Source organism: Microbacterium sp. 1.5R, assembly GCF_007667425.1.
Lineage (GTDB): Bacteria > Actinomycetota > Actinomycetes > Actinomycetales > Microbacteriaceae > Microbacterium.
Genome location: NZ_VDRC01000001.1, coordinates 212,578 through 237,599 on the forward strand (window position 1 = coordinate 212,578; position 25,022 = coordinate 237,599).

At 68.5% G+C, this 25,022-nt stretch carries 22 protein-coding genes; 10 read left to right on the forward strand and 12 right to left on the reverse strand.

The genetic code is table 11. The annotated features are described in order from the left end of the window. Nucleotides 1–82: 82 nt before the first annotated feature. Genes hemW through lepA form a run of 4 tightly spaced genes read right to left on the reverse strand, consistent with a single transcriptional unit; the run spans nucleotide 83 to nucleotide 4,348 of the window. Nucleotides 83–1,300 (reverse strand): radical SAM family heme chaperone HemW, encoded by a 1,218-nt coding sequence (gene hemW / locus FSY98_RS01105; protein WP_144872975.1) that lies wholly within the window; start codon nucleotides 1,298–1,300, stop codon nucleotides 83–85. Further along, nucleotides 1,300–1,950, reverse strand: coding sequence for a DUF1990 family protein (locus tag FSY98_RS01110; RefSeq protein ID WP_144872978.1), 651 nt, complete (start codon nucleotides 1,948–1,950; stop codon nucleotides 1,300–1,302). Before FSY98_RS01110 ends, hemW begins: the two co-directional genes overlap by 1 nt. Nucleotides 1,951–1,960: 10 nt before the next feature. Beyond that, entirely contained in the window at nucleotides 1,961–2,494 is a 534-nt protein-coding gene (locus FSY98_RS01115; protein WP_144872981.1) for a DUF1990 family protein, read from the reverse strand. Continuing rightward, entirely contained in the window at nucleotides 2,495–4,348 is a 1,854-nt protein-coding gene (gene lepA, locus FSY98_RS01120; RefSeq protein WP_144872984.1) for a translation elongation factor 4, read from the reverse strand. 239 nt (nucleotides 4,349–4,587) lie between these two features. Here lepA and FSY98_RS01125 point away from each other — a divergent pair, with 239 nt between their 5' ends. The 5 genes from FSY98_RS01125 (at nucleotide 4,588) to FSY98_RS01145 (ending at nucleotide 11,118) form a co-directional block, all read left to right on the forward strand. Next, on the forward strand, nucleotides 4,588–5,571 hold the full coding sequence (locus tag FSY98_RS01125) for an ABC transporter permease (protein WP_144872987.1): 984 nt from the start codon (nucleotides 4,588–4,590) through the stop codon (nucleotides 5,569–5,571). Nucleotide 5,572: 1 nt separating this feature from the next. Beyond that, on the forward strand, nucleotides 5,573–6,505 hold the full coding sequence (locus FSY98_RS01130) for an ABC transporter permease (RefSeq protein WP_186307508.1): 933 nt from the start codon (nucleotides 5,573–5,575) through the stop codon (nucleotides 6,503–6,505). Further along, nucleotides 6,502–8,445 (forward strand): ABC transporter ATP-binding protein, encoded by a 1,944-nt coding sequence (locus tag FSY98_RS01135; RefSeq protein WP_144872990.1) that lies wholly within the window; start codon nucleotides 6,502–6,504, stop codon nucleotides 8,443–8,445. The genes FSY98_RS01130 and FSY98_RS01135 overlap by 4 nt, the downstream gene beginning before the upstream one ends. Before the next feature lie 141 nt (nucleotides 8,446–8,586). Next, nucleotides 8,587–10,299, forward strand: coding sequence for an ABC transporter family substrate-binding protein (locus FSY98_RS01140; RefSeq protein WP_144872993.1), 1,713 nt, complete (start codon nucleotides 8,587–8,589; stop codon nucleotides 10,297–10,299). A 69-nt stretch (nucleotides 10,300–10,368) separates the two neighbouring features. Next, on the forward strand, nucleotides 10,369–11,118 hold the full coding sequence (locus FSY98_RS01145) for an alpha/beta fold hydrolase (protein WP_144872996.1): 750 nt from the start codon (nucleotides 10,369–10,371) through the stop codon (nucleotides 11,116–11,118). On the opposite strand, the gene FSY98_RS01150 is transcribed toward FSY98_RS01145, so the two are convergent. Continuing rightward, complete coding sequence (locus tag FSY98_RS01150) at nucleotides 11,042–12,301, reverse strand: MFS transporter (RefSeq protein WP_144872998.1); 1,260 nt, start codon at nucleotides 12,299–12,301, stop codon at nucleotides 11,042–11,044. The genes FSY98_RS01145 and FSY98_RS01150 overlap by 77 nt on opposite strands. Before the next feature lie 267 nt (nucleotides 12,302–12,568). On the opposite strand from FSY98_RS01150, the gene rpsT reads away from it, so the two are divergent. Further along, nucleotides 12,569–12,829: a 30S ribosomal protein S20 gene (rpsT, locus tag FSY98_RS01155; RefSeq protein WP_144873001.1), complete on the forward strand. Its 261-nt coding sequence runs from the start codon at nucleotides 12,569–12,571 to the stop codon at nucleotides 12,827–12,829. A gap of 168 nt (nucleotides 12,830–12,997) precedes the next feature. On the opposite strand, the gene FSY98_RS01160 is transcribed toward rpsT, so the two are convergent. The 3 genes from FSY98_RS01160 to FSY98_RS01170 form a co-directional block, all read right to left on the reverse strand. Next, complete coding sequence (locus tag FSY98_RS01160) at nucleotides 12,998–13,693, reverse strand: histidine phosphatase family protein (RefSeq protein WP_144873004.1); 696 nt, start codon at nucleotides 13,691–13,693, stop codon at nucleotides 12,998–13,000. Further along, nucleotides 13,690–14,733 (reverse strand): DNA polymerase III subunit delta, encoded by a 1,044-nt coding sequence (holA, locus tag FSY98_RS01165; RefSeq protein WP_144873007.1) that lies wholly within the window; start codon nucleotides 14,731–14,733, stop codon nucleotides 13,690–13,692. Before holA ends, FSY98_RS01160 begins: the two co-directional genes overlap by 4 nt. An 83-nt stretch (nucleotides 14,734–14,816) precedes the next feature. Beyond that, nucleotides 14,817–17,159: a ComEC/Rec2 family competence protein gene (locus FSY98_RS01170; protein ID WP_144873011.1), complete on the reverse strand. Its 2,343-nt coding sequence runs from the start codon at nucleotides 17,157–17,159 to the stop codon at nucleotides 14,817–14,819. A gap of 186 nt (nucleotides 17,160–17,345) precedes the next feature. Between FSY98_RS01170 and FSY98_RS01175 the strand changes: the two genes are divergently transcribed. Continuing rightward, on the forward strand, nucleotides 17,346–17,783 hold the full coding sequence (locus FSY98_RS01175) for a VOC family protein (RefSeq protein WP_144873014.1): 438 nt from the start codon (nucleotides 17,346–17,348) through the stop codon (nucleotides 17,781–17,783). A 13-nt stretch (nucleotides 17,784–17,796) separates the two neighbouring features. Here the strand turns inward: FSY98_RS01175 and FSY98_RS01180 are convergent, their stop codons facing one another. Continuing rightward, a complete protein-coding gene (locus tag FSY98_RS01180) occupies nucleotides 17,797–18,618 on the reverse strand; it encodes an SDR family NAD(P)-dependent oxidoreductase (protein WP_260857199.1) in 822 nt (273 codons plus the stop codon). A 57-nt stretch (nucleotides 18,619–18,675) separates the two neighbouring features. Here FSY98_RS01180 and FSY98_RS01185 point away from each other — a divergent pair, with 57 nt between their 5' ends. Both FSY98_RS01185 and FSY98_RS01190 read left to right on the forward strand, forming a co-directional pair. Beyond that, complete coding sequence (locus FSY98_RS01185; protein ID WP_144873017.1) at nucleotides 18,676–19,221, forward strand: TetR/AcrR family transcriptional regulator; 546 nt, start codon at nucleotides 18,676–18,678, stop codon at nucleotides 19,219–19,221. A 32-nt stretch (nucleotides 19,222–19,253) separates the two neighbouring features. Then, nucleotides 19,254–19,676, forward strand: coding sequence for a VOC family protein (locus FSY98_RS01190; RefSeq protein ID WP_144873020.1), 423 nt, complete (start codon nucleotides 19,254–19,256; stop codon nucleotides 19,674–19,676). On the opposite strand, the gene FSY98_RS01195 is transcribed toward FSY98_RS01190, so the two are convergent. The 3 genes from FSY98_RS01195 to FSY98_RS01205 all read right to left on the reverse strand — a co-directional run bounded on the left by FSY98_RS01195 (nucleotide 19,666) and on the right by FSY98_RS01205 (nucleotide 24,301). Then, nucleotides 19,666–20,268: a ComEA family DNA-binding protein gene (locus FSY98_RS01195; protein WP_260857200.1), complete on the reverse strand. Its 603-nt coding sequence runs from the start codon at nucleotides 20,266–20,268 to the stop codon at nucleotides 19,666–19,668. The two genes, FSY98_RS01190 and FSY98_RS01195, sit on opposite strands and share 11 nt — an antisense overlap. 112 nt (nucleotides 20,269–20,380) lie before the next feature. After that, entirely contained in the window at nucleotides 20,381–22,957 is a 2,577-nt protein-coding gene (gene leuS / locus FSY98_RS01200) for a leucine--tRNA ligase (RefSeq protein WP_144873023.1), read from the reverse strand. A gap of 33 nt (nucleotides 22,958–22,990) precedes the next feature. Beyond that, nucleotides 22,991–24,301 (reverse strand): anthranilate synthase component I family protein, encoded by a 1,311-nt coding sequence (locus FSY98_RS01205; protein WP_186307510.1) that lies wholly within the window; start codon nucleotides 24,299–24,301, stop codon nucleotides 22,991–22,993. Between the two features lie 41 nt (nucleotides 24,302–24,342). Here FSY98_RS01205 and FSY98_RS01210 point away from each other — a divergent pair, with 41 nt between their 5' ends. After that, nucleotides 24,343–25,020 (forward strand): DedA family protein, encoded by a 678-nt coding sequence (locus tag FSY98_RS01210; RefSeq protein ID WP_144873026.1) that lies wholly within the window; start codon nucleotides 24,343–24,345, stop codon nucleotides 25,018–25,020. Nucleotides 25,021–25,022: the final 2 nt, after the last annotated feature.

Genomic DNA, 25,022 nt, shown 5'->3' on the forward strand with positions numbered 1-25,022 from the left:
TACTCGCCGCGCCGACACCTGCGCTGAACGCGGCGCCGCCACGCCCGCTGCCGTGTCGATCGGAGGCGACCGGCGCCCGCGGTCAGTCGGTGAGCTCCCGCACCACCGCGTCGGCGAGCAGACGGCCTCGGAGCGTGAGCTGCACCCGCCCCCGCACGGCCGACGCCGCGTCCACGAGCCCGTCGGCGATCAGCCCCGCCACCCTCGGGCGCTTGTCGGGCTGCAGCTCGTCGACCGCTATCCCTTCCCGGATGCGGCTGAGCAGAAGGACGCGCTCGAGCATCCGCGACCTGTCATCCGGTCGCTCGGTACCCGCGGCAGGGGATTCTGATGCCGCCAACCGCTGGGCGTACGCCGCCGGGTGCTTCACGTTCCACCAGCGCAGTCCCGCGACATGACTGTGCGCGCCGGGGCCGAAGCCCCACCAGTCGCTCCCGCGCCAGTACGCGAGGTTGTGGCGTGAGCGCTGCGCAGGGGTACGCGCCCAGTTGCTCACCTCGTACCACTCGAATCCCGCCTCCGCGAGGCGTCGGTCCGCGAGCTCGTACATGTCGGCCTGCAGATCGTCGTCGGGAGTCGGCACCTCGCCGCGACGGATCTGTCGGGCGAGCTTGGTGCCGTCCTCGACGATGAGCGCGTAGGCCGAGACGTGGTCGGACTCGAGTTCCAGCGCCGCGTCGAGCGATGCCTCCCAGTCTGCGAGCGACTCCCCCGGTGCACCGTAGATGAGGTCGACGCTGACTGCGAGGCCGGCGTCCTTCGCCGCGGCGACCGCCGTGCGGACGTTCTCGGGACGATGGGTGCGATCGAGCGCGGCGAGTACGTGCGGCACGGCCGACTGCATGCCGACCGACAGCCTGGTGACCCCCGCCTCGGCGAGAGTCTGCGCCACCTGCGGGGTGACGGTGTCGGGGTTCGCCTCCACCGTCACCTCGGCGCCGTCGGCGAGGCCGAAGGCCGCGGTCGCCGCTCCCAGCATCCTCGCGAGGTCGCCGGCGGGGAGCAGCGTCGGGGTGCCGCCGCCGAAGAAGACAGTGTCCATCGGTCGCAGCGCCCCGGCATCCGACAGCACCCCGTGCGCGAGCGCGATCTCACCGATCAGCGTCGAGGCGTAGTCCTCCTGCTTGGCTCCGCGCAGCTCACCGGACGTGTACGTGTTGAAGTCGCAGTACCCGCACCGCACGCTGCAGAAGGGGATGTGCAGGTACGCCGAGAACGGCACGGCCGTATCGATCGGCAGATCTGCCGGCAGGCGTCCGTCACTGGGGGCGGGATCTCCGAGGGGAAGCGGTCCTGCCATCAGACGGGGGTCGCGTACAGCGGTGATATCGCGCGCAGATAGCGGGCGAACAGCTCGCGCCGGCGCCGCTTCACGAGCGCTGGTACCAGGCGGTACAGCAGCGAGTTCGGTGCGTCGAAGGCGCGAACCGTGAACCACACCTCGTCGTCGTCTCGCCATTCGATGTCGAAGGACTCCTCGCCTCGCACGACCGATCCGCCGACGGTGCCGAGCACGAACCCGATGCGACGCTTCTCTTCGGTGACGGAGATGACGCGCAGCTCCGCGTCGGCGTGCATGTTGGCCACGCGACCGCGCAGACGCAGAGTCATGCCGGCGCCGGCGAACGGCACGCCCTCCGCGTCGAACCGCTGCTCGACCTCGGTCTTGCTCGGAGCGATCGGGGCGCCCTCGGCATCGAAGCTGACGCCCGCGTAGGCGGGACCCGGCGCGGGTCGCACATCCTCGACGGTGAGGCCGGCTGCGCGCTGCGCGGTCCACGACAGCAGCGCCTCTCCGGCGCTCCGGAAGCGGTCGACGCCGCTGCCGATGCGCCACGAGTTCTCCGCGGGGATGCTGCGCTCCGGCGGATACTGCATCAGATCGGGCGCATGGGTCGCACCCACAGCCGCATAGTCAACCGTGTCGTCTCGGAAAGTCCCGCGCCGCATGTGATCCAGCCTACTTGGGGTTGCCTGGACGAACACCCGACCCGCGACCAGCGGGCCCCCGACCCGAGTCGATGCAGCGCCTCACCTCGGCGGAGACGATCGCGATGTAGCGGTCGTGAGTGGACCGCTGCATCCACCGCAGTGCGGGTGCGAGGACGACCCACAGCAGGGTCGCCGGGCGGGAGATCGACCGCGCCGTGAAGACCCCGTCGTCGAGCACGAAGGACTCTTCTCCGTAGAGGGGGTGTCCCGGGCGCGTCTCGTAACCGAAACCGTGCTCAGACGCCCACACGACGCGGATCGGCTCGCTGAACCGGACGCCGAGAACCCGCTTCGACAGTCGGCCCTCCTGCCCCTCCTTCGGGGCTGCGTCCGGCGTGCCGAAGCCGGCTCGCCGCTTGAACTCCCAGGAACGGATCAGTGCCGAGACGGCGGGCCTGGCCGTCTCCGGCACCTCGACCGACCGCTCCTCCGCCCGCAGCCCAGAAGGGACGTCGACCAGCGCGTGCCTCGTGACGCCGCGCTCGTACGGCGGGCGCCGCACCTACTTCTTGTCCTTGCCCTCGACATCACCCGACAGTGCGGCGATGAAAGCCTCCTGGGGCACCTCGACGCGACCGACCATCTTCATGCGCTTCTTGCCCTCCTTCTGCTTCTCGAGGAGCTTGCGCTTCCGGCTGATGTCACCGCCGTAGCACTTCGCGAGCACGTCCTTCCGGAGCGCCCTGATGGTCTCTCGGGCGATGATCCGCGCACCGATCGCTGCCTGGATCGGCACCTCGAAGTTCTGACGAGGGATGAGCTTGCGCAGACGCTCGGTCATGAGCGTGCCGTAGGCGTACGCCTTGTCCCGGTGCACGATCGAGCTGAAGGCGTCGACCTTGTCACCCTGCAGGAGGATGTCGACCTTGACGAGGTCGGCCTCCTGCTGCCCGGCCGGCTCGTAGTCGAGGGAGGCGTACCCCTGGGTCTTGGACTTGAGCTGGTCGAAGAAGTCGAAGACGATCTCGCCGAGCGGCATCGTGTAGCGCAGCTCGACGCGCTCCTCGGAGAAGTACTCCATCCCCAGGAGCGTTCCCCGGCGCGACTGGCACAGCTCCATGACGGTGCCCACGTAGTCCTTCGGCAGCAGGATCGCCGTGTTCACCATGGGCTCCGACACCGAGCCGATGCGCCCGTCCGGATACTCGCTCGGGTTGGTGACGGTGACGGTCTCTCCGGTGTCGGAGGTCAGCACCTCGTAGATCACGCTCGGCGCGGTCGTGATGAGGTCGAGGCCGAATTCCCGCGCCAGGCGCTCGGTGATGATCTCCAGGTGCAGCAGACCGAGGAAGCCGCAGCGGAATCCGAACCCCAGAGCCACCGAGGTCTCCGGCTCGTACTGCAGGGATGCATCGGAGAGCTTGAGCTTGTCGAGGGCCTCGCGGAGCTCGGCGTAGTCACTGCCGTCGATCGGGTAGATGCCCGAGAACACCATGGGCTTGGGATCCGTGTATCCGGCGAGGGCGTCCGTCGCGGGCTTGCGGGCGGTCGTGATCGTATCGCCGACCTTCGACTGGCGCACGTCCTTCACGCCCGTGATGAGATACCCCACCTCACCGACACCGAGTCCCTTGGTCGGGGTGGGCTCGGGGCTCGACACGCCGACCTCGAGAGCCTCGTGGTTCGCGCCGGTCGACATCATCTGGAGGCGCTCACGAGGCGAGAGGCTGCCGTCGACCATGCGGACGTAGGTCACGACGCCGCGGTACGCGTCGTACACGGAGTCGAAGATCATCGCGCGCGCCGGGGCCTCCGCGTCGCCGACGGGTGCGGGGATCTCCTGCACCAGACGGTCGAGCAGCTCCTCGACACCGACGCCCGTCTTCCCGGAGACGCGCAGCACATCCGCCGGATCTCCGCCGATGAGCGACGCGAGTTCCTTCGCGTACTTGTCCGGGTCGGCGGCCGGGAGGTCGATCTTGTTCAGCACGGGGATGATGTGCAGATCGTTCTCGAGCGCGAGGTAGAGGTTCGCGAGCGTCTGCGCCTCGATGCCCTGCGCGGCGTCGACCAGCAGGATGGCGCCCTCGCAGGCGGCCAACGAACGGGAGACCTCGTAGGTGAAGTCGACGTGCCCCGGGGTGTCGATCATGTTCAGCGCGAAGGTCTGACCGTCGAGCTCCCACGGCATCCGCACCGCCTGGCTCTTGATGGTGATGCCGCGCTCGCGCTCGATGTCCATGCGGTCGAGGTACTGCGCCCGCATGTCGCGATCCGACACCACCCCGGTGATCTGGAGCATCCGGTCGGCGAGTGTCGACTTGCCGTGGTCGATGTGCGCGATGATGCAGAAGTTGCGGATCTGCGTCGCGGGCGTCGCGGCAGGCTGAAGCGGAGTGAGGGCGCGTGGTGACATGTCCCGACGATTCTACGGTGAGGTGTCGGCGATGCTCGATTCGCCGGATCCGGTGCTATTCTGCCCAGGTTGCCCGGGGGCCGTTCCTGACACCGGATCCCACGGGCGATAAGACTCCGTCACAGGCCCTGTGCAGGTGTCGTCTCGCGCAGATCGGCAGATGGTGATTGACTGTCTCCCGGCTCAGCGTTGCGTCGGCAGATCCCGCGCGCGTCTGTAAAAGAGAAAGAATCAACACCTTGATCAAGTATCTCCTGCGCCGCTCACTCGGCTGGCTGCTGATGATCGTGGTTGCGACCAACGTCACCTATTTCCTCGCGTGGTCGTTCCTCGATCCGCGGAGCAACTACGTCGGCCGTCGCCCTCCCCTCTCCCCCGAGGAAGTGACACGGATGCTGGAGCCCCTCGGGCTCAGCGACACCGTTCCCCTCGTCCAGCGCTGGTGGGACTGGTTCACCGGAATCCTGCTGCGGTGGGACTGGGGCCAGAGCCCCGTGGGGCAGTCCGTGAACGACCAGATCGCCTACCGCATGTGGATCTCGGGCGAACTCGTCATCGGCGCGACCATCCTCGGCGCCGTCCTCGGCATCGCGCTCGGCGTGTACACGGCGTCGCGGCAGTACAAGGTCGCCGACCGCATCGGCCAGGCCACCTCGATCGTCACGATGAACATCCCGATCGTCGTCGCGGCGCTCGGCATCGTGCTGCTCGCCATCTCGTTCAACGAGGCGGTGGGGGTGCGCGTCTTCTACGTCACCGGAGCCGGCGGCAAGGGCGTCGACGGATTCTTCCCGTACATCATCGACAAGCTGCAGCATCTGACGCTTCCGACGATCGCACTCGTGATCACCGGATATGCCAACTACCACCTGCTCCAGCGGTCCCTGCTGCTCGACAACATCAAGGCCGACTACGTCCGCACCGCGCGGGCCAAGGGACTCACGAAGCAGCAGGCGATCCGCAAGCACGCCCTCCGCCCCTCGTTGATCCCGGTCGCCACGCAGCTCGCCTTCACCATCCCGACGGTGTTCACCGGTGCGATCCTCACGGAGACCATCTTCGGGTGGAACGGCATGGGCAAGTACTTCGTCGACACGATCAGCAAGAACGACGTCCACGGCGTCGTGGCGATCGCCGCGTTCGGCGCCGTCCTCACGGCCATCGGGGCCATCCTCGCCGATATAGCCGTCGTCGTCCTCGACCCGAGAGTGAGAGTGAGCTGACATGAGCACCGAAATGATCGACCCCACTCTCCACACCGCAGAGGCCGAGACCCCGGCACCCGCCGCCGTACAGCGCAAGCGCATGTCGGTGTTCGGTCTGTACTACCGGCGCTTCATGCGCAACAAGCCGGCCGTCTTCGGCGTCTTCATCTTCATCGCCCTGGTGCTGTTCTCGATCATCGGGCCGCTGGTCGCCCGATACGACCACATCTTCCTCGACTTCCTGAACCTCGGCACGCCGCCGTCGGGCGAGCATTGGTTCGGCACCACGCCTGCCGGCAACGACCTCTTCGCCCAGGTGTCGATCGGGCTGCAGCGCTCGCTCATGATCGCCGTGACGGTGTCGGTCGGCACGACCGCGATCTCGGCGATCGTCGGAACGGCAGCGGCGTACTTCGGCGGCTTCGTCGAGCGCACGACGCTCCTGATCATCCACTTCCTGATGGTCATCCCGACCTTCCTCATCCTCGCGCTCGTCTCCAACAGCGCGGGTGGTGACTGGCGCGTCATCTCCCTCGCCCTGATCTTCATCGGCTGGTTCTTCCAGGCCCGCGTGATCTGGACGATGGCGCTGTCGCTCCGGGAACGCGAGTACGTGCACGCTGCGCGCTACATGGGCGTTCGGGGCATGAAGATCGTGCTGCGCCACCTGCTGCCGAACATCGGCTCGCTGCTGGTGATCAACTTCACGCTGGGCGTCGTGGCCGCGGTCATCACCGAGACCGGTCTGTCGTTCATCGGCTTCGGCGTGAAGATCCCCGACGTCTCGCTCGGCTCCCTGATCGGCAGCGGCGCCAACACGATCACGAGTGCCCCGTGGGTGTTCTACTTCCCCGCTGCCGCACTGACGCTGCTGACCGTCTCCATGGCGCTCGTCGCCGACGGTCTCCGCGACGCTCTCGATCCCACCTCTGCGGCGGGAGGCCGCGCATGAGCACCACTCCAGCATCCACCGTCCTCTCCGTCCGCGACCTGCGCGTCAGCTTCCCCTCGGAGGCCGGCCGCGTCGACGCCGTCCGAGGGGTCTCCTTCGACCTCGAGGCCGGCAAGACGCTCGGCATCGTCGGCGAGTCCGGATCGGGCAAGTCGGTCACCTCGCTCGCGATCATGGGACTGCTCGACGAAAACGCCAAGGTCACCGGATCGATCGTCTTCGACGGTCAGGAGCTCCTCGGCAAGAGCGACAGGCAGATGTCCGTGATCCGCGGCAACGGCATGACCATGGTCTTCCAGGACCCCCTCACGTCGTTGACCCCCGTGTTCACGATCGGCGACCAGCTCGTCGAGGCCCTGACCGTGCATCGGAATCTCTCGAAGCGCGAGTCGTGGGATCGGTCCGTCGAGCTGCTCTCGCTCGTCGGCATCCCCGAGCCCGAGAAGCGGATGAAGTCGTTCCCGCACGAGTTCTCGGGCGGGATGCGCCAGCGCGTCGTCATCGCGATCGCGATGGCCAACAACCCGAAGCTCATCATCTGCGACGAGCCGACGACCGCGCTGGACGTGACCATCCAGGCGCAGATCCTCGACCTCATCGAGAAGGCGCAGGACGAGACCGGGGCTGCGGTCATCATGATCACCCACGACATGGGTGTCGTCGCCCGCACCGCCGACGACGTCATCGTCATGTACGCGGGCAAGCCGGTCGAGCACGCCGAGGCGCGGGAGCTCTTCCACCGCACCCGGATGCCGTATTCGATCGGTCTGCTCGGCGCCATCCCGCGCGTCGACAAGGCCGAGAAGCAGCCGCTGGTGCCCATCAAGGGCAACCCGCCCCTGCTCATCGACCTCCCGGACGCGTGCCCCTTCGCAGACCGGTGCCCGATCGTGCGGGATGCCTGCCGCGCGAGCGAACCCGAACTGCTGCCCGTCGCGACCGGCACGGACGCGGCGCACAGCGCGGCATGCATCCGCTCCGGCGAGATCGAGGACGGCGGCCTGATCGGCGGCCTGCCCGTCTACCCCGTGCACGAGGTCCCGGAGAGCGACCTCACCCGCACGCCGCGCGAGCAGCGTCCGGTGACCCTCGAGGTCCGCAACATGACGAAGTCGTTCCCGCTCATGAAGGGCGCCGTCTTCAAGCGCAAGGTCGGCGAGGTGCATGCGGTCAAGGGCATCAGCTTCGACGTGCGCGAGGGCGAGACCATGGCGATCGTCGGCGAGTCCGGCTCCGGCAAGACGACCACCCTGCTGCAGATCATGGACTTCGCCAAGCAGGACGACGGCGACATCGTGATCGCGGGGACGAGCGTCGGCGACATCAGCAGCGGTCGCCAGGAGCGCGAGCTCCGCCGCGACATCCAGATCGTGTTCCAGGACCCGATGGGTGCGCTGGACCCCCGGATGACGGTGAGCGACATCATCGCCGAGCCGATGATCGCGATCGGCGTCTCCCGCGCCGACTCGCAGCGTCGCGTGCAGGAGCTCATGGACCTGGTCGGTCTCAACCCGGCGCACCTCGACCGCTTCCCCGGCGCGTTCTCGGGCGGTCAGCGTCAGCGCATCGGCATCGCCCGTGCCCTATCGACCAACCCGAAGATCGTGGTGCTCGACGAGCCGGTGTCGGCGCTCGACGTGTCGATCCAGGCGGGTGTCATCAACCTGCTCGACGAGTTGAAGGTCAAGCTCGGGCTGTCGTACCTGTTCGTGGCGCACGATCTCTCGGTGGTCCGGCACATCGCCGACCGCGTGGCGGTCATGTACCTCGGCGAGTTCGTCGAGCACGGCGACGTCGACGATGTCTTCGACAACCCGCAGCACCCGTACACCAAGGCCCTGCTGTCGGCGATCCCCGTTCCGGACCCTGATATCGAGCGCGGTCGGCAGCGCATCGTGTTCGATCCGAGCACGCTCACGGACCAGCCCGTCGCATCCTGACGAGACCGCCGGCCGCCCGCGATCGGGCGGCCGGTTAAGGTCCGATAACGGTATGCCGATATTGGTCGTCATCCGAGGCGTAACGGACCTCGGCGAACTAACCTCCCCCTTATGGAAACGCCGAAAGGCGAAAGGAGCACCATGAGAAGCACCACGAAGCTGACGGGCGTCATCGCCCTCAGTGGCGCCCTCGCACTCGTGATCAGCGGATGTGCGGCGGGCAACGGCAATGGCGGAACCGACGGAGGCAACGAGCCTCAGGAGACGAAGGCCGCGGACTACAACCCGCAGCCCCGCGAGAACCTGCAGGAAGGGGGCGAGGTCCACTTCGGCATCAACGAGGTCACCCCGCAGATGAACCCCTTCAACGGCAACGGAAGCGCCGACACGCAGCGCCTCAGCTCCTGGTACAACCCCCAGGTGTTCCTGATGGACCCCGAGGGCAACGTCTCGGCCAACCCCGCGTACCTCGACGAGTGGGACATCAGCGAGAAGGACGGCAAGACCGTCATCACGATGAAGGTCAACGAGAAGGCCGTCTACAACGACGGGACCCCGATCGACTACAAGGCGTTCGAGACCACGTGGAAGGCCAACAGCGGCGAGGACGAGGCCTACGAGACGAGCTCGACCGACGGGTACAAGGAGATCGAGTCCGTCGTCGCGGGTGACACCGATAAGGACGTCATCGTCACCTTCAAGGGCGAGTTCGCCTGGCCGAAGATGCCGTTCCTCAACGGCATCCTCAACCCGAACGTGAACTCGGCCGATGTCTTCAACACCGCGTACATCGAGAACCCGCACCCCGAGTGGGGCGCCGGTCCGTACAAGCTGACCGAGTACGACGTCAACGGCCAGAGCGTCACCTTCGAGCCGAACGAGAAGTGGTGGGGCGACGCTCCGCTGCTCGACAAGGTGACCTTCACAGGTCTGGACGCCGCCGCATCGATCAACGCCTTCAAGAACGGCGAGATCGACATGGTCGGCACCAACACCAAGGACCGCCTGGCGCAGGTCGCCGACATGGACGACGTCGTCACCTACCGCTCGCAGCAGACCGCCAAGACGATCGTCATCGTCGACGCCGAGAAGCCGCAGCTGCAGGACCTGAAGGTGCGCGAGGCGTTCTTCAAGGCGATCGACATCGATCAGCAGAAGCAGATCGCGTGGAACGGCCTCGGCTACGAAGAGGCCAAGGCCGGTTCGCTCAACCTCTACGACTTCCAGGACGGATACGCCGACTCGTTCGGTGAGGCCGGTCTGGAGTTCGACGTCGACGGTGCCAAGAAGCTCCTCGACGAGGCGGGCTGGACCGAGGGCGACGACGGCATTCGCGAGAAGGACGGCGAGAAGCTCTCGATCGTCTTCCCGGTGCACAGCGACGACCCCACGCAGGAGGCCCTCGCCAAGGCGCTGCAGCAGCAGCAGAAGGCGGTCGGCATCGACCTGCAGATCGAGAAGCGCGCACCCGCGGACTTCTCGACCGACTTCAGCACGAAGAACTGGGATGCCTTCTCCCTGCGCTTCACGGACTCCGACCCGTTCGGTCCGCTGTACTTCTGCCAGCTCTACTGCTCGGACAGCGGTCTGAACCTCTCCGGTACCGGCACGGCCGAGATCGACGAGAAGATCAAGGACCAGGTCGAGTCGCAGACCACGGCTGAGGACTGGACCGCCGCGACGATGAAGCTCGAGCCCGAGATCATCAAGGAGACCTGGGGCGTCATCCCGCTCTACAACGGTCCCTCGATCTTCACGGTCAAGGAGGGTCTCGCCAACCTCACGCCGGAGCCCTACGTGGGTCTGGACCTCTTCGGAGTCCAGCCAGTCGAGAACGTCGGCTGGGAGAAGTAAGCAGTCTCCCTGAGTGACTGAGCGGGGCCGGTGGGTATCCACCGGCCCCGCTTTCCCTATGCTGAGACCGTGACCGTGCAGATCGTCCTCGTGCACGGCATCCGCACGTCCGCCACCATGTGGCGCTCTCAGCTCGCGTACCTCGCCGAGGCCGGCGTCCCCGCCGTCGCCGTCGATCTACCCGGCCACGGCACCCGGATGGCCGAGGACTTCACTCTGCACGAGGCGCTTCACACGATCGATGCCGCGGTGCGCGACGCCGCGACACGCGGACCGGTGCTCCTCGTGGGGCATTCGATGGGCGGTCTGCTCTGCCTCGCCTACGTCGGCGGCGCGGAGAAGCCGCCGATCGCCGCGCTCGTCGCGGCCTCCTGCACCGCCCTCCCCCGAGGCGCGGGGCTGCGCGCCTACCGGACGATCGCTCGGGCGGTCGATCGACTGCCCGACCGCGGCATGTGGATCACTCAGCGCATCCTCGACGCCACCATCCCGGTCGACACCCGCGCCGATTTCGCCGCCGGCGGCTACGCCCTCGATACGCAGGACGTCGCGTTGAGCAACCTCGCCGCCCTCGACCTCGCCACCGCGGTGGAGCGGATCCGGATTCCGCTGTGGTTCGTCAACGGCCAGTACGATCAGCTCCGCGTCAACGAGACGCTCTTCCAGCGGCTGGCCCCGCACGCCGAGCTCATCGTCGTGCCACGCACGACCCACCTCGTCACCGCGATGCGTCCACAGGTGTTCAACGCGGTGCTGCGTCTGGCGATCGCGACGGTCGACGCCGCGCAGGACGAGTCCGCGAGCCCGCGCGAGCGGTGAGGATGCCGCCGGCGAGCGAGAACACCGCCGCCGCCACGAACACCAGCCAGAAACCGCCGACGAGCGCGACGAGGCCCGCACCGAGCACCGGGCCGATGAGCTGTCCGAGCGCGGCCGTGACCGTGACGATGCCGAGATCGCGGGCGTGGTCGTCCTCGTCGGGGAGCAGGTCGGCTGCGAACGCGAGTCCGACGGTCGAGAAGGCACCGTAGCCGACGCCCATGAGCGCGGCGGCCACCATCGTGGCCTCGAACGTGGGAACGATCGCGATCACGATTCCCGAGGTCGCCTGGACGAGGGTGGCGGCCACCGTGAGCGAGCGCCGGTTCCCGGTGCGGTCGGAGAGGATGCCGGTGAGCACCGCTGCGAGCACGACGAACACCGTGTAGACGACGATGAGCAGCAGCAGGTTGTCCTGAGCGGTCACGGTGTCCTGATGCAGGCCGTGGAGCAGGAAGAAGAGGAAGAGCGCAGTCCCGAGCGCGTTCCCGATGTTCGTGACGAGGCGTCCTGACAGCATCCAGGCGAAGTCGGAGTCACGGAGAGCGGAGAGCAGCGGACTGCGTCGCCGCGTCGCGACGACCTGAGCCGCAGGCGGATCAGGGAGGAGCAGCGCCGCGGTCGAGCCCGCGACGGCGATGATCGCAGCCAGCAGCAGATAGCCGTCGCGGACACCGAGCCCCACGAGCACGACGACTCCGACCCCGAGCACGATGCCCACCGCCTGGCTCGACCCGACCGCCGCGGACGCCGCGCCGCGCCGCGTCTCGGGGAGCTGGTCGGCGATCAGGGCGGTGAACGCCGCCGACGATACGGCGATGCCGACGGAGACGCCCACCCATGCCAGGCCGACGGCCCACGCGCCCTCGGCGAATCCGGTGATCACGAGGAACACCGCGGTCAGCAGAACTCCTCCGAGCGCCAACGGCCGACGTCTGCGGCGCCCGGCGCCCACGCGGTCGGAGAGCGCTCCGGCGACCGGACCCGCGACGATGCCCGCGAGGCCGCCGAGTCCCAGCACGAAGCCCGAGGAGACGACCCCGCGGATCCAGTCGTCCTCGGGCGTATCGAGCTGCAGAGGCAGCAGGAGCTGCACCGGGGTGAGCTGCACCATCCAGATCGCCAGCCACGCGACCGTGAAGAGGGTGAGCCAGCGGGCGCCCACACCTATGCCGTCGCTCATCGGCGGCTTCGTCGGTGGGCGGCGCGAATGCCGGAGATCAGTGCCTGAATCATGTCGCTCCTTGACGGCGTCGTCGAGCTCGGGTCGGCGGCAGACCGCGGATACGCTCGATTGTGCACCCGCGGTCACCCGTTTAGGGCGAACGGCTCGACTGCTGGTAGACTCGACTCTTGGCTTGCGTGTGGGTTCTTCCCTCACGACCGTCGTGCGGAAGCCCTCTTCTTCTGCCGGCATTCCGAACAACCTCCGTACAGAAAGCGTCCACACGTGGCAAACATCAAGTCGCAGATCAAGCGCAACAAGACCAACGACAAGGCGCACGAGCGCAACAAGGCCGTCAAGAGCGAGCTGAAGACGCACATCCGCGCCGCCCGCACCGCCATCGCCTCGGGCGACAAGGCTGCCGCCGAGGCCGCTGTGAAGACGGCGACCCGCAAGCTCGACAAGGCCGTCAGCAAGGGTGTCATCCACCAGAACCAGGCTGCGAACCGCAAGTCGGCCATCGCCAAGAAGGTCTCCGCTCTCTGAGCATCGACCACTGAGAAAGGGCCCGTCTCGATGAGACGGGCCCTTTCTCGTGCGCGGCCGGGGCTGCTGCACGCGCTGCCGTACGTCATGCCGCACGCTCTTACGAGGATCCTGCACGGCGCGCCACGCGCTGCAGTGCGGCGGCGCTACGTCGGTGGGCGCCGTCTCTCAGCCCGCGGGGGTCTCGACCGGATCGCCGGGCTCCCCCACCGGTTCGGCCGGGACATCGAGAGCAGACGGATCCTCGAGGTCGAGACCGCCGAGCGGCTCTTCCCGCCACGAGATCAGGCGCCATCCCGAGTCCGGGTCGCCGTCGAGAACACACATGCCCGTGTTGTAGAGCCGCCAGTGCACAGCGTCGTCGAGATCGATGCCGTCGAGCCTCGCGGCGGCCCAGACGCGGATCGCGGCGCCGTGGCTGACGACGACGGCCGCGCCGTCGACGTTGCGGGCTGCGACGTGGGCGATCGCCGCGTCGTAGCGCGCGAGGAACTCAGTACCGCTCTCGCCGCCCTCGATCGCGAAGTCGAGCTCGCCGGTCAGCCACCGCCGCGCGGCACCCACGTAGGCCTCGAGGGCCTCGCGGTCGCTGTGCATCTCCCAGCGACCGGCCGAGATCTCTTCCAGACCCTCGATGATCTCGATGTCCACACCGCGATCCTCGGCGAGCGGAGTCGCGGTGAGCTGAGTGCGCACGAGAGGCGATGCATAGATCGCGTCGATGCGTTCCTCGGAGAGGGCGGCGGGGATCGCTGCCGCCTGGGCATGACCGAGCGGGGTGAGCCCTGGCCCCGGACGGCCGGTGTCGAGGGCCCCGACCACGTTGCTCGGTGTCTGTCCGTGGCGGATGAGCAGGAGTCTCACGAGTCTTCTCCGAAGGGTCGTCGGGTGGCGATGACGGTCAGCATGCGTTCCAGCGCGAAGACGGGGTCGCGGGCAGCGCCCTTGACCTCGGCGTCGGCCCGCGCCGTCGCCTGGATCGCGAGACCCAGCGAGTACTCGTTCCACCCTGCGAGGTCGCGGCGGGCGCGGTCGACCTGCCAGTCCTTCATGCCCAGTCGCTGAGCGAGCTGGCGGCTCGGCTCGCGATTGCCGGCTACACGGGCCATGGTGCGCAGCTTCATGGCGAACGCGGCGACCATCGGGACCGGGTCAGCGCCCGATGCCAGCGCATGACGCAGGGCCACGAGCGCCTCGCCGTAGCGTCCGGCGATCGCCGTGTCGGCGACGACGAATGCCGAGACCTCGACCCGGCCGCCGTAGTACTTCGTGACGACCTCTTCGGTGATGTCGCCCTCGACGTCGCCGATCAGCTGCTGACAGGCGGCGGCGAGCTCCGTGAGGTCGTCTGCGAACGCCGAGACCAGGGCACGCAGCGCGGGTGGAGCGATGCGCTTCTTCGCCGCCTTGAACTCCCCGGCCGCGAAGTCGACGCGGTCGCCGTCGCGCTTGATCGCGGGGCAGGCTATTTCGACGCCCTCACCCGTTCCGGCTCTGACGGCGTCGAGCAGCTTCTTGCCGCGCACGCTCGCGCCGGTGTGGCGCAGGATGACCGTCGCGCCCTCCTGCGGGTGGTCGAGGTACGACACCGCCTCCTGGATGAAGGCATCGGTGCACTTCTCCACGCCTGCGACGCGCACGAGACGCGGTTCGCCGAACAGAGACGGGGAGGTGAGTGCGAGGAGTGTTCCCGGCGCATAGTCATCGGCGCGGACATCGGTGACCTCGAGAGCAGGATCCTCCGCGCGCAGATAATCCCGCACACCGGCGATCGCGCGCTCGGCGCACACCTCTTCAGGGCCGGACACGAGCACGATCTGGGCGGGACGCGGGTCGCGCCACGACAGCTGCCGGATCTTCGCCGACGACGCCGCGCCACGGGAGGAAGTACGCGCAGCAGCCATGGATTCAGCCTACCGGGGGCCCACCGACACGCGGCCGCGCCCGATGCACCCGGTGCGTTGCGACCGAGTCTGCCCCGCGCCCGTCACGGGGGCCGTCGCTCCGTCCACACCTCCAGTACCCCCTCGTGCGTGCCGAGGAGCAGACGCCCCTCGAAGTCGGTCCGCAGGGCTCGCGCACCGTTCACGCCGGCCAGCCCGAGCGCTTCCGTTCGGGGGTGGCCGTAGTCGTTGTCGAGGCCCACGCTGAAGACCATCACTGCCGCATCGATCTGCTCGTACAGCGACGGGTCCTGGTCGGCGCTGCCGTGATGCGCCACCTTGACGATCTCGTAGGGGCCACGGACGCGCCCCGAGCGACGCAGCATCCCCTGCGGCTCGGCCGAGAGGTCGCCGAGGAAGAGTGAGCGCGGCACTCCGGCCCCTCCGATCTCGATGACGACGCTGGCGTCATTTCCGGTCGGGAAGGCGCGCGACTCGCGCTCGGGCCACAACACCTTCCAGGCCGCCGCGCCGAGATCGCCCCGCATCCCGGCAGACGCCTGCGTCATCGTTGCACCGCCGCCGCGCAACCGGTCCAGCGTCCTCAGGTCGGCGGGTTCAGCGACCGGACCGTGCAGCACCGCGCCGACCCTCCCCTGCACGGCGTCGACGCCACCGACGTGATCGAGGTCGAAGTGCGTCAGCACGAGCAGGTCGGTTCGGGCGACGCCGAGGGACCGAAGGCACGCCGCGAGCGACGCGGGCTCGGGGCCGGTGTCGATCAACGCCACCTGCTGCTCAGAGCGGACCAGCAGTGCGTCTCCCTGGCCGACATCGCACGCGGCGACGGACCACCCCGCAGGAGTCGTCATATGCGCGATCGGACCGGTGAGCAGCACCTGCGCGCCGGCCACCGCCACACCCCCGGCGAGCAGGATCGATGCGGTCGCGCGGACGCCGGGGATGCGCACCCTCTCCCCCGCGAGGACGATCGCGATGCAGCCGCTCACTCCGGCGACGACCGCGGCGCTGAGGATACCCGGCGGTACGGCCACCTCCGCGAACGGCATGCGGGACGTGACGTCTGCCGTCGCGGCGATCCAGGATGCCGGGAGCCAGGCCGATGCGGCGAGCAGATCGGCGAGCATCGGGAGTGGCGCACTGAGGCAGGCGAGCAGCCCGATCACCGTGGCGACGGGCGCGGCCGGCGCCGCGAGCAGGTTCGCCGCGAGGCCCACGAGGGACTGCTGCTCGGCGAACAACGCGATGATCGGGCCGCAGGCCAGCTGCGCGGCCAGAGGGACGGCGATCGAGAGCGCCAGCGGCCGCGGCATCCATCGCTCGAGTCCCCGCGACAGCACCGGCGCGAGCAGGATGAGAGCTCCGGATGCGACCACCGAGAGAGCGAACCCGGGCGTGGATGCCAACCACGGGTCGACGACGAGGATACCGGCCGCGCTGAGCGCCAGCATCCCCGCGCCGGCGCTGGGTCGTCCTGTGAGGATCGCGAGCATGGCGACGCCTGCCATGACCGCCGCCCTGATGACGCTGGGTTCGGGAGTGACCAGGATCACGAAGCCGGCCAGCGCGACGGCTGCGAGCAGGATGCGGGTCCCCCGACCGGCACCGCACAGGGCGGCCAGCCAGAACACCGCACCGACGACGATGGCGCAGTTCGCTCCGGAGACGGCGGTGAGGTGGCTCAGCCCGCTGATGCGCATCGCGTCGTTCAGCTCGGTGTCCACGGCACGGGTGTCGCCGACCGCGAGACCTGGTAGCAGACCGGCTCCCGGCTCGGGCAGTCTCGTCGAGCGTTCGATGAACTGATGCCGGAGACCAGCCGCGACCGCGAACACACCCGATGACTCCTGCTCCACCGAAGCGGTGCTGGCGAACAGCACGAGTGCGGCTCGCTCCCCCGCCTCGGTCGCAGCAGCCTCGCCCGTCACTCGGACGACGGCACCGAGATCGAACCCCTCGGCGGGATCCACCCCGACCCGCATCGGAGCGGATGCCGCGCGCACGGCGCCCGGCGGTCCGATCCCGCGCAGCTGCACGTCCATCCAGAGCCGCCCGTCGCGCCCCACCGATGCCGACGACGAAACCTCCCCCACCGCCTCGACGACCCGCCCGTCCCACTCCCGCGCAGCGTCACGATGCACCGATTCCGACAAGACGGTGAATGCCACGGCCGCGCCGACCGCCAGCACCACGACCACCAGCCCGCCGACCGTCGCCACCCGCAGACGGCACCGCGCGACCACCCCGGCGACGACGACCGCGCCGAGCACGCATCCGCCCGCGACCCACCCCGATGCCGACGGCACGAAGACGCAGACGAGAGCCACCGCCCACGCCCCGCAGGCCACCGGCAGCAGACGGACATCGCGCGCCGCACCCCGAACCGATCCCGGGTGCGCGCGCACCACCTCGGTCCGTACAGCCATTCGAACAACGTAGGAGTCCGCGGAGAGTACGGGAGACCACAAACACTCGAACGGTGAAGAGCTTCCACCTGATCGAGGATGTGCAGGAATCGTGCCGGACGCGGGCTGCCTGATCCCCCACTTTCCTCGACCGGACCGGTGCGGCCCATCCCTCCCTCCGCCCCTGGCAGGAGTAGCGTACGGCGCATGACGATAAAGCTCGAGAATGTCGGGATCGCGGTCCGAGACATCGAGGCGGCGATCGCGTTCTTCAGCGATCTGGGTCTCTCCGTCGTCGGCCGCGACACGATCAGCGGCGAGTGGGCCGACACCGCGGTCGGGTTGGACGGGAATCACGCGAAGATCGCGGTGCTCAGCACTCCGGACGGCCAAGGTCAGCTCGAGTTGTTCGAGTATCTGCATCCCGACGCCGTCGAGACCGAACCGACCCGCCCGAACGAGATCGGCATGCACCGCGTCGCTTTCTCGGTCGACGACATCGATGCGGCCCTTGCAACCGCCGCCCGGCACGGCTGCCACCCCTTGCGGGGCGTCGCCAACTACGACGACGTCTACAAGCTGACTTACCTGCGGGGCCCCAGCGGCATCCTCGTGATGCTGGCGCAGGACCTGACCCGCAACTGAGCGGCCGCGGGCATCACCCGGCGGCGAATCGGGGGTCGTGCGCGTAGTCCGCGTATCGGAGGTCGAGTGCTGCTCGCACCTGCGCCGGCGCATCGTCGCCGACGAGCACTCGCAGTCGATCGTCGGTCGGCGCGTGCACCCACGAGAGGATGGCGTCAGCCGCATCCTCCGGCGCCGTGCCTCCGGACGCCTCTCCCGCCGGCCAGGGCACCTCCGCCGTCCCGAACAGCTCCGTCCGCAGCGCGTCGTTGTCTCGAGTGGGCTCGGCGAACCGCATGCTCGTACCCGCCCAGTCGGTGGCGAGCTCGCCCGGCTCGACGAGGGAGACCCGGATGCCGAACCTGCGCACCTCCGCCGCCATCGCCTCGCTGAACGCCTCCAGGCCCGACTTCGACGCGTTGTAGAGACCGAGCGTCGGCATCGTTCCGACCGCACCGACCGAGGAGATCTGCACGATGTGACCGGACCCTTGCGCCCGCATGATCGGGATGACGGCCTGACTGAGCCACAGCGGGCCGAGCAGATTCGTGTCGAAGACCGTGCGCGCATCCTCTTCGGACACCTCCTCCACCGCACCGATCAGCCCGATACCGGCGTTGTTCACGAGCACATCGAGGCCACCGAGGTGCTCAGCGGCAGCTGAGACGGCATCCCGCACACTCTCCCGATCTCGCACGTCGAGTTGGATGACATGAAGTCGCTCGTGCGGCGGCAGCGAGTGCTCCGCTCTCGTCGTCGCGACGACAGAATGTCCCGCATCGAGAGCGGCGAGGGTCAGCGCCCGCCCGAGACCGCGGTTGCCGCCGGTGATCATCCATCCCTGGCTAGTCGTCATGGTGACAGCCTAGCCAGAACTGGACGCTGCGTCTTGTTCCGAGGGTAGACTCGTCTCATGGCGCGCCCACGGACACGGAGGAAGGTGTACGACGCCGTCCTCGTGCTCGCTCAGACCGGCAGCATCCGAGCCCTCACGATGGAGGGCATCGCCGCCCGCGCCGGAGTCAGCAAACAGACGCTGTACAGCTCGTGGCCGTCGTCGGGCGCGGTCCTGTTCGACGCCCTGCTGGCTCAGAGCCTCGACGACGACGGTGTCGTGGCTCTCCCCGACACCGGCGACCTCGCGGCCGACCTGTTCACGATCGCGTCGGCCATGATCGCCGAGATGAGCGATCCCACCCAGGACACGCTGCTCCGGGCGGTGACGGCGCAGCTGCAGGTCGACGACGCGCTGGCCGCCGAGTACCGCGAGAGGCTCTTCGACATCCAGCAGGATGCCGTCGCCGCTCGTCTGACCACAGCCGGCGTCGACGGTGCCGACGAGATCGCCGAGCTGTTCTTCGGACCGATTCTGCACCGCTGGCTCCTCCGCACTCGCCCGTTCGACGACGCATGGGTGCGGCGACACGTCGAACGCGTCGTCCGTGCGGCTGCACCCTGAGGAACAGCCCTCCCGTGTGCCAGACTCACCCCATGGAACAGCGCGTGAGCTTCATCACCCTCGCCGTCGCCGACCTGAGGCGCAGCCGGGCCTTCTACGTCGATGGGCTGGGCTGGGAGCCCCTCTTCGCCGGCGACGACGTCCTGATGCTGCCGGTCGCCGATCGAGTGATCCTGTCGCTCTGGTCGGTGGAGGGCTTCACCGCCGAGATCGGTGAGGCGCCGGCATCCGGCGTCGCCCCGATCACCCTCGCCCACAACCTCCCCACCCCCGCGGAGGTCGACGCGGTGCTCGACGAGGTCCGCGCTCTCGGCGCACCCGTGAGCGCCGGTCGCGAGCGCGAGTGGGGCGGCTACTCGGGGTACTTCTCCGACCCGGACGGATTCCGCTGGGAGGTCGCGGTCAACCCCGGCGAGACCGGTGACTTCGTGTTGAACGGTGGCATCACACCCTGACCCCGTCGCGGATGCCGGCGAGGAGCTTCTCTCCGATACCCGGCACCGCCAGGAGGTCGTCGACGGATTGGAAGCGTCCGTTCTCCTCCCGCCAGGCGATGATCCGCTCCGCGATCGCCGGTCCGATGCGGGGCAGGGTCTCGAGTGCTGTCTGGTCGGCCGTGTTGAGGTCGATGCGGTCATCCGCTGGCGCAGCCGCTCCGGGCACGTCGGCAGCGGTTCCGATCACCGGCACCACGATCTGCTCTCCGTCGGTGACGGCGCGCGCGAGGTTCACGCCGGCGAGATCAGCCTGGTCCGTCGTCCCTCCCGCCGCGGCGACGGCATCCACCAGCCTCGCGTCCAGGTCGAGCACGTAGAGGCCCGGCTGCTCGACCGCGCCGAGCACGTGCACGTAGAGCTCCCCCGATGCCGACGCCGATGGCTCACCCGTCGTCGACAGGGGGATCGATTCGGTCGGGGCCGCCTGGCCGCGCATGAGCCCCAGACCGACGGCACCCGAGAGAGCGACCAGCCCGACCACCACGGCCGCGCCGATGCTCAACCGCAGGCGGCGTCGCCGAGGCGGCGGTGGAGGCGGGGAGTCAGTCACCCCGCAACCCTAGACACGCACGCCGGTCACCGATCGACGCGTGAACCCTCGTCGTGCAGAACACTCGCCGACCAGGCGGTGTGCAGGAGTGCTCGACCCTAGCGCCCCGACGTCACTTGACGACGATGCTCACGATCTTCGGGGCACGCACGACGACCTTCACGATCTCGCGATCGCCGATCGAGCGGATCACCCGCTCATCGGCGCGGGCGAGCGCTTCGAGCTCGGCCTCGCCGATGCGGGCAGGGACCTCGAGCTGGGCTCGCACCTTGCCGCCGACCTGGACGACCGCGGTCACGGAGTCCTCGACGAGGAGAACCGGGTCGGCCGACCGCCAGGTCACGAGACCCACCGACGGCTCGTGCCCCAGTGCCTCCCACATCTCCTCCGCCGTGTGCGGGGCGATGAGGTCGAGCATCACAGCCACCGTCTCGGCCGCCTCGCGCACGGCAGGGTCGGCGGCTCCCGACGCACTGGTGTCGATCGTCTTGCGCGTCACGTTGACGAGCTCCATCAGGCGGGCGACGAGCACGTTGAACTTGGTCTGCTCGACGAGGCCGGGCGCCTCGGAGAGCAGCTTGTGCGTGGCGCGGCGCAGTGCGGCGTCGCCGCCATCGAACACCACATCGACATCGCTCGAGACCTGGTGCGCGATGCGCAGGGCACGGGACAGGAACTTCTGCGCGCCCGTCGTCGAGACGTCCGCCCAGTCCTTGTCGTCCTCCACCGGACCCGCGAACGCCAGACCGACCCGGAGCGCATCCGCTCCGTGCGCGTCGAGCTCCTCCTGGAACAGCACCAGGTTGCCCTTGCTCTTCGACATCTTCTGGCCGTCGAGCAGCACCATGCCCTGGTTGATGAGGTTCGAGAAGGGCTCGGTGAAGTCGATGAGCCCCATGTCGAACAGCACCTTCGTGATGAAGCGCGCGTACAGCAGGTGCAGGATCGCGTGCTCGACGCCGCCGATGTACGAGTCGACCGGCGCCCAACGCGAGGCCAGAGCCGGATCGAACGCCTCCGTCTCGCTGTTCGGCGACAGGAAGCGCAGGAAGTACCACGAGCTGTCGACGAACGTGTCCATCGTGTCGGGATCGCGCAGCATCGGCTCGCCGGAGACCGGATCGATAGTGCGCACCCAGCTCTCGGCTCCGCCCAGCGGCGACGTGCCCTTCGGCTTGAGGTCGAGGCCCTCGACACTCGGCAGCGTCACGGGCAGCTTGTCCTCCTGCACCGGAACGATGTCGCCATCCTCGCCGTGCAGCATCGGGATCGGCGTTCCCCAGAACCGCTGGCGCGAGATCAGCCAGTCGCGCAGGCGGTAGTTCTTGGCCGCCCGACCGGTGCCCGATGCCTCGAGCTGCTCGATGGCGCGAGCGATCGCGTTGCGCTTCGACAGCCCGTTGAGCGGGCCGGAGTTGATCATGCGGCCCTCGCCGGTGAGGGCGATGCCGGTGGATGCCGGGTTCTGCTCGTCTAGAGCGGCATCCGGGTCGATCGGCACGCCCTCGTCATCGACCTCGATCACGCGCATCGCGCCGGTGACGGGAGCGGTCGTGTCGACGACGACCTTGACGGGCAGATCGAAGGCGCGGGCGAAGTCCAGGTCGCGCTGGTCGTGCGCCGGCACGGCCATGACCGCGCCGTGACCGTAGTCGGCCAGCACGTAATCGGCGGCCCAGATCGGCAGCTTCTCGCCGCTCACCGGGTTGATCGCGTAGCGCTCCAGGAAGACGCCGGTCTTCGGGCGGTCGGTCGACTGACGGTCGATGTCGGTGGTCTTCTGCACATCGGCGAGGTAGTTCTGGAAGCGCTCGCGCACGTCGTCCGGCGCCTCGGCGGCGAGCTCGGCCGCCAGGTCGCCATCGGGCGCCACCACGAAGAAGGTCGCGCCGTGCAGCGTGTCAGGACGCGTCGAGAACACCGTGACCGGTGCGTCGCGGCCCTCGATGCGGAAGTCGACGTCGGCGCCGATCGACCGGCCGATCCAATTGCGCTGCATCTGAAGCACCTTGTGGGGCCAGCGGCCCTCGAGCTGATTCAGGTCGTCGAGCAGACGGTCGGCGTAGTCCGTGATGCGGAAGTACCACTGCGTCAGCTTCTTCTTGACGACCTCGGCGCCGCAACGGTCGCAGCGTCCGTCGATGACCTGCTCGTTCGCGAGCACAGTCTGATCGTTCGGGCACCAGTTGACCGGGCTCTTCTTGCGGTACGCCAGACCGCGCTCGTAGAGCTTGAGGAACAGCCACTGGTTCCAGCGGTAGTACTCGGGGTCGGAGGTGTGCAGCACACGGCTCCAGTCGAACGAGACGCCGTACTGCTCGAACCCGACCTTCTGCTGCGCGATGTTCTGGTACGTCCACTCGCGCGGATCCGCGCCCTGGCGGATGGCGGCGTTCTCGGCCGGCAGACCGAAGGAGTCCCATCCGATCGGGTTCATGACGTTGTGCCCGCGGTGCCGCCAGAACCGCGCGACGATGTCGGAGTAGAGGTAGTTCTCGGCGTGCCCCATGTGCAGATCGCCCGACGGATACGGGAACATCGCCAGCACGTAGCGGCGGGGCCGCGTGTCTTCGTCGCCACCCGTGAGGAACGTGCCGTTCTCCGCCCAGTACTTCTGCCACTTGGCCTGGATGTCGTGCGCCGAGACGGTGTCCTCGGCGACGGGAGAGCTGGACAGGTTCTCAGACAACGAACGCACTACCAATCTGGAGGGAAAGAGGGGTCAGTTCAGGATATAGGAAGCCCAGGCCAGGGGCATGTCCGCCCCCAGCGCTGCGAGCGGCGCCTTCGCTTTGGTGGCCACCTCCGCCACCTCGGATGCCGCGACCGATCGCCACGTGATCCCTCCCCCCGCGCCGACGACCGCTTCGTCCCCCTCGACGAGGATGCTGCGGATCACCATCGCCAGGTCGAGGGCCCCGTCGTCGCCGATGAAGCCGAAGCATCCGGCGTAGACGCCGCGAGGACCGCCCTCGAGTTCGTGCAGTCTCGTCATGGCGGAGAGCTTCGGGGCACCGGTCATGCTGCCGGCAGGGGCTGCGGCGGCGAACAGCGCCGCGACGTCGACACCGGGCGCTGCTGTACCGCTGACCGTGCTCACGAGCTGGTGCACCGCAGGGTAGGTCTCGACAGCCCACAGTGCGTCCACGCGGATCGTGCCGGGCACGCACACCCGAGACAGGTCGTTGCGCATGAGATCGACGATCATCACGTTCTCCGCGCGCTCCTTCTCGTCGGCGGCCAGCTCTGCGGCGAGCGCGGCGTCCGTCTCCGGATCGGCAGCGCGGGGTCTCGTGCCCTTGATCGGCCGGGTGGTGATCGTGCCCCCCTCCCCCTGCAGGAACTGCTCGGGACTCGCGCTCAGGAGCGATCGCTGCCCGATTCGCAGGAATCCGCCGTGATGAGCGGGGGTGGCGGTTCGCAGTCGCCGGTACACGTCGACCGCGTCATCCACTCCGGCGACGGTGAAACGCGTGGTGAGGCAGAGCTGATAGGCGATACCGGCCCGGATGAACTCGCGGCATCGTTCGATGAGCGCCGCGTAGACGTCTGGGGTGTGCCGCGCGGATGCGGGGCGGCCGACGGGCGCCGTGATCGGACGGACCTCCGCGGTCGACGCGTCGGCGATGAACGCCGTCCAGTCGTCGACATCTTCTCCTGCGAGAGCCCAGGCCGTTCCGTCGTCGTGCCGGACGGCCAGGAGGCGGGTCACGCGCAGCCAGGCATCTCCTGCATCCCGGGGGTTCGCGTCGACGGGAGCCCCTGCTTCGCGGGCACCGCTCTCGTAGTCGTACCAGCCGACCCAGCCGCCGCGGAACGGGGGCGCATCGGTCGAACGCTCCGTCGGCACGTCGAGGCGCACCTCGCCGGGGAACGACTCCCGTTCCCCCGTGCCGACGTAACTCCATCCGTCAGCGGCCGCCGCACCGGCGTCCAGCCAGAAGACATCCGCATGGCGCTCTTCGAGGGCGAGGAACACCGCCTCGGGGTCCACCGCACGACCGAGGAGGCGGCTGGTCAGTCGCTCGGGCACGTTCCCAGCCTAGGCCGCGACCGCTCCCGTAGTCTCGGAGGGTGGACGACCTCCTGCTGTGGCTGTTCGATGTGATCCAGTCGATCGATCCGGTCACTCGCACGCTCATCGCCGGGGTCGCCGTCATGCTCGAGACGAGCATCCTCATCGGCCTCATCGTGCCGGGCGACACCGTCGTGATCATCGCGTCCATGGGCGTGGCGAACGTGTGGGAGGCGGTCGCGATGGTGATCGCCGTCGTCATCGGCGCGCTGATCGGCGAGAGCATCGGCTTCTGGCTCGGGCGGTGGCTGGGTCCGCGCATCCGTCAGTCCTGGCTCGGAAGGCGAGTGGGCGAGAAGAACTGGGTCCGCGCCGAGAACTATCTGGCGCGACGCGGCGGCATCGCCATCTTCCTGTCCCGGTTCCTCCCCGTGCTGCACTCCCTCGTACCCCTGACCGTGGGCATGAGCCACTACTCGTATCGTCGGTTCCTCGCATGGACAGCACCGGCCTGCCTCCTCTGGGCGGTCGCCTACGTGAGCATCACCTCGCTCGCCGCGGGCAGCTTCCGTGAGCTCGTCGACCGGGTGCACTACGCCGGCTACATCTTCGTCGGCATCATCGCCGTCTTCCTTCTGCTGATCTTCCTCGGCAAGCGACTCCTCGGGCGTCTGGAGTCCCGTCACATCGAGACGCCCGACGCCGACGCGCAGAGCAGTGCGGACGTGAAAGACTGAGG